This window comes from Mycobacterium sp. (assembly GCF_049683935.1).
Lineage (GTDB): Bacteria > Actinomycetota > Actinomycetes > Mycobacteriales > Mycobacteriaceae > Mycobacterium.
The window spans coordinates 1-3,582 of the sequence record NZ_JBAUJR010000331.1; the positions used below are offsets into that span (position 1 = coordinate 1).

A 3,582-nucleotide genomic window follows, 5' to 3' on the forward strand; every position below is an offset into this window, starting at 1 on the left:
CGGCCGCACCTACGCCGGAGCCCCCGTCGTGTTGAGGTCGCTGGAGCTGACGGCACTCCAGGCGGCGGTTGCCGCGGCGGTGTCGAGCGGTGCCAGCGGCCTCGAGGCCGCGGTGCTCGTCGGCGGATCGTCCGACGATCCCGGCGTCTCGGCGGTGCATGACCTGTCCGGTGACGCCGAGATCATCGTCACCGACCGGTCAGGCGCAGTGCTGTGACCGAATTCCGTTCGGGCTTCGTCTGTTTCGTCGGCAGGCCGAACACCGGGAAGTCGACGCTGACCAACGCGCTGGTCGGAACCAAGGTGGCGATCACATCGAATCGGCCACAGACCACCCGACACACGATCCGTGGCATCGTGCATCGCGACGACTTCCAGATCGTGCTGGTCGACACCCCCGGCCTGCACCGCCCCCGCACTCTGCTGGGGCAGCGCCTCAACGATCTGGTCAAGGGCACCTACTCCGAGGTGGACGTGATCGGGATGTGCATCCCGGCCGACGAGAAGATCGGGCCGGGGGACCGGTGGATCCTCGACCAAATCCGCGCCGTCGCCCCGCGGACCACGCTGGTCGCGGTTGTCACCAAGACCGACAAGGTGTCCCGGGAGCGGGTCGCCGAACAACTCTTGGCGGTCAGCGAACTCGTCGGCCCCGACACCGAGATCGTGCCGGTGTCGGCGACCTCCGGCGAGCGACTCGACGTGCTCGTCGACGTGCTGGTCGCCCAACTACCGCCGGGTCCCGCGTTCTACCCCGACGGCGAGCTCACCGACGAACCCGAGGAGACGCTCATCGCCGAGCTGATCCGGGAGGCGGCGCTGGAGGGTGTCCGCGACGAGTTGCCGCACTCACTGGCCGTGGTGATCGACGAGATGGAACTGCGACCGGACCGCCCCGAAGATCAGCCCCTGATGGACGTGCACGCCATCCTCTACGTCGAGCGCGACTCCCAGAAGGGCATCGTGATCGGCAAGGGCGGCGAGCGTCTGCGTGAGGTGGGCACCGCCGCCCGCACGCAGATCGAGAAGCTGCTCGGCACCAAGGTCTATCTCGACCTGCGGGTCAAGATCGCCAAGAACTGGCAGCGCGATCCCAAACAGCTCGGCCGACTGGGTTTCTAGCCGGGCTGGCCGTAGACGGCGACGACGACGCTGCGGTCCAGGCTGTTCTCCGACCACACGCCGATCTGGGTGTTCGCGCAGTTCGCCATGATCGCGAAGTAGTCGGGCCGGTGGTACCACTGGTTGATGATCTCGATGCCGCTGATGGCCAGTGCCGGGTTGATCGCGACGGTCTCGGAGACCGCGCCCACGAACCCGGCCTTGTTGGCACGATCCTGAGCGGTGGATCCGTCTGACCCGATGTCGCCGTTCAAGGCGCGGTTTCGGAGCACGTCGTTGGTGTGCCACTGAGCCGCCAGTCGGAGCTGCGGGTTGATCTTGATCTCGGTGTCACAGTCGTTCTTGTGCTGGACCGTGTAGACGTTGACGACGACGCTTTCGTTCAGGCGCCGGTTGTCGGCGTGCGCGTCGGGCATCGCCGCGATCCCGGCGCCGACGAGCAGCACTGCAGGTAGAGCGCGTGTGATCTTGGTGACGGACACAGTCGGGACATTACGCGACCTCGTCGGCGATCGAGTGCGGAGCGCTCATATTGGCGGTGGAGTGCGGAGCGCTCATATTGGCGGTGGAGTGCGGAGCGCTCAGGTTCGTGGTGTGCTCGGGCTCTGTCCGGTCGCGGGTGTCCCACCAGATCTCCGGTTCCCGCGAAGCCCAGCCGTTGATGGCCTCCAGCGCGGCGGCCAGCGACACCAGCAACGGTTCGCTGTTCGCCGGACCCATCAGCTGCACCCCGATGGGCAGTCCGTCGGAAGTGAATCCCGCGGGCACGTTGATCGACGGCCAGCCGAGCAGGTTCCAGGCCCAGGTGGCCGGGCAGGCGCGAATCATGGTGCGATCCGTGGCCAGGCCGCTGAGCTGGTCGAAGGCATCGATCTCCAGCGGTGGCTGGGCGGTCGTGGGCGCCAGCACGACGTCGGCCAGGTTGAAGATCCACCCGATCCGCCGCTGCGACGCCGCTTCGTGGTCGCGGGCCTTGCGCAGGACATGCTGTGACAGCAGCCGACCCATCCGGGCATTCGACACCGTGCGTTTGTCCAGGTTCACGCCGTAGCCCAGGCGATCGACCCACTCCGGGATGCCTGCGGTCGAGCGGGCCAGGAAGTTCCACGACATGCGCAGGTCGTAGTCGGGGTCGGCTTTCACCATGGTGTGGCCGAGCTGTTCGAGTTGGCCGGCGACCGCCTCCAGCGCCGAGCGGATCTCGGGGTGCAGGCCTGCCCGGAACACCGTGAACGGAAACTTGGTGGACATCGCGATGCGCAGCGGCCCCGGTGCGCGCGACACGTAGTCCGACGCCTGTACCGGCGGTGGCTGGTGCAGATCCCCGGGGGCGTTGCCCGAGGCCGCGTCGAGCACCAACGCCGCATCGGCGACGGTGCGGGCCAGCACACCGTTGACGGTGATGCCGTTGAACGCCTCGGGCAGCGGCCAGGTCGAGATGCGACCACGCTGCGGCTTGATGCCGACCAGGTGGGTCCACGCCGCCGGGATCCGCACGCTGCCTGCCCCGTCGGAACCGATCGCCGCCGCCACCAGGCCCGCCGCGACGGCGGCGGCACTGCCGCCCGACGAACCTCCCGGGGTGTGCCCGGCCGACCAAGGGTTGCGCGTATGTCCGAATGCGGGTCCGCTGGTGAACGGCCACTGGCCCAGCTCGCAGGTGTTGGTCTTGCCGACGATCACCGCACCCGCGGCTCGCAGCCGCCGGACCACCTCGGCGTCGGCCTCGGCGATCCGCACCTCGCCGTCGGCCCCGAACCGGGTGGGGACACCGGCGATGTCGACGTCGTCCTTGACCGCGATCGGGATGCCCAGCAGCGGGAACTTCGAAATATCCTGGCCCGCCTTGCGTTTGCGATCGGCTTCAGCCGCGTCGGCGAGTGCCTGGTCGGTGAGCACCACGCGGAAGGCGTTGAGTGCGGGCTGGCTGGCCTCGATGGCTTCCAGCGACCCGCGGACCAGGTCGTCGGACGTGGAGGCGCCACTCGCCAGCTGGTACAGCTGGCGAGTCAGGGTGGGGAAACGGGTGCGGTAGCGGTTCGACTCGGCCATCACATACGAGAGTATCGGCGCTGCGGATCGGTTTTCGTCAGTTGGCAATGGGACACTGGCCGAATGCGTCTGTATCGGGATCGAGCGGTGGTGTTGCGCCAGCACAAGCTCGGCGAAGCCGACCGCATCGTGACCCTGCTCACGCGCGATCACGGCCTGGTGCGGGCCGTCGCCAAGGGGGTGCGACGAACCCGCAGCAAGTTCGGCGCGCGGCTGGAACCGTTCGCGCACATCGATGTTCAGCTGCATCCGGGCCGCAACCTCGACATCGTCACCCAGGTCCAGGCGATCGACTCGTTCGCCTCGGACATCGTCAGCGACTACGGCCGTTACACCTGTGCGTGTGCGGTGCTCGAAACCGCCGAGCGGCTGGCCGGGGAGGAGCGCGCCCCGGCGCCCGCGCTGCAC

The 3,582-nt window shown here is 68.2% G+C and carries 5 protein-coding genes; 3 read left to right on the forward strand and 2 right to left on the reverse strand.

Annotated features, from left to right (window positions below; translation table 11 throughout):
* Both WA965_RS19580 and era read left to right on the forward strand, forming a co-directional pair.
* Positions 1-217: cytidine deaminase-like protein (locus WA965_RS19580; RefSeq protein ID WP_526447967.1), on the forward strand; the 217-nt coding region annotated here is incomplete at its 5' end.
* Positions 214-1,122: a GTPase Era gene (era, locus tag WA965_RS19585; RefSeq protein WP_526300902.1), complete on the forward strand. Its 909-nt coding sequence runs from the start codon at positions 214-216 to the stop codon at positions 1,120-1,122. The genes WA965_RS19580 and era, both read left to right, overlap by 4 nt.
* Here era and WA965_RS19590 read toward each other — a convergent pair.
* Positions 1,119-1,538 (reverse strand): CAP domain-containing protein, encoded by a 420-nt coding sequence (locus WA965_RS19590; protein ID WP_526300906.1) that lies wholly within the window; start codon positions 1,536-1,538, stop codon positions 1,119-1,121. The genes era and WA965_RS19590 overlap by 4 nt on opposite strands.
* A gap of 76 nt (positions 1,539-1,614) precedes the next feature.
* Positions 1,615-3,174: an amidase gene (locus WA965_RS19595; RefSeq protein WP_526447969.1), complete on the reverse strand. Its 1,560-nt coding sequence runs from the start codon at positions 3,172-3,174 to the stop codon at positions 1,615-1,617.
* 63 nt (positions 3,175-3,237) lie between these two features.
* Here WA965_RS19595 and recO point away from each other — a divergent pair.
* The coding region (gene recO / locus WA965_RS19600) for a DNA repair protein RecO (protein WP_526447970.1) at positions 3,238-3,582 on the forward strand (345 nt) is incomplete at its 3' end.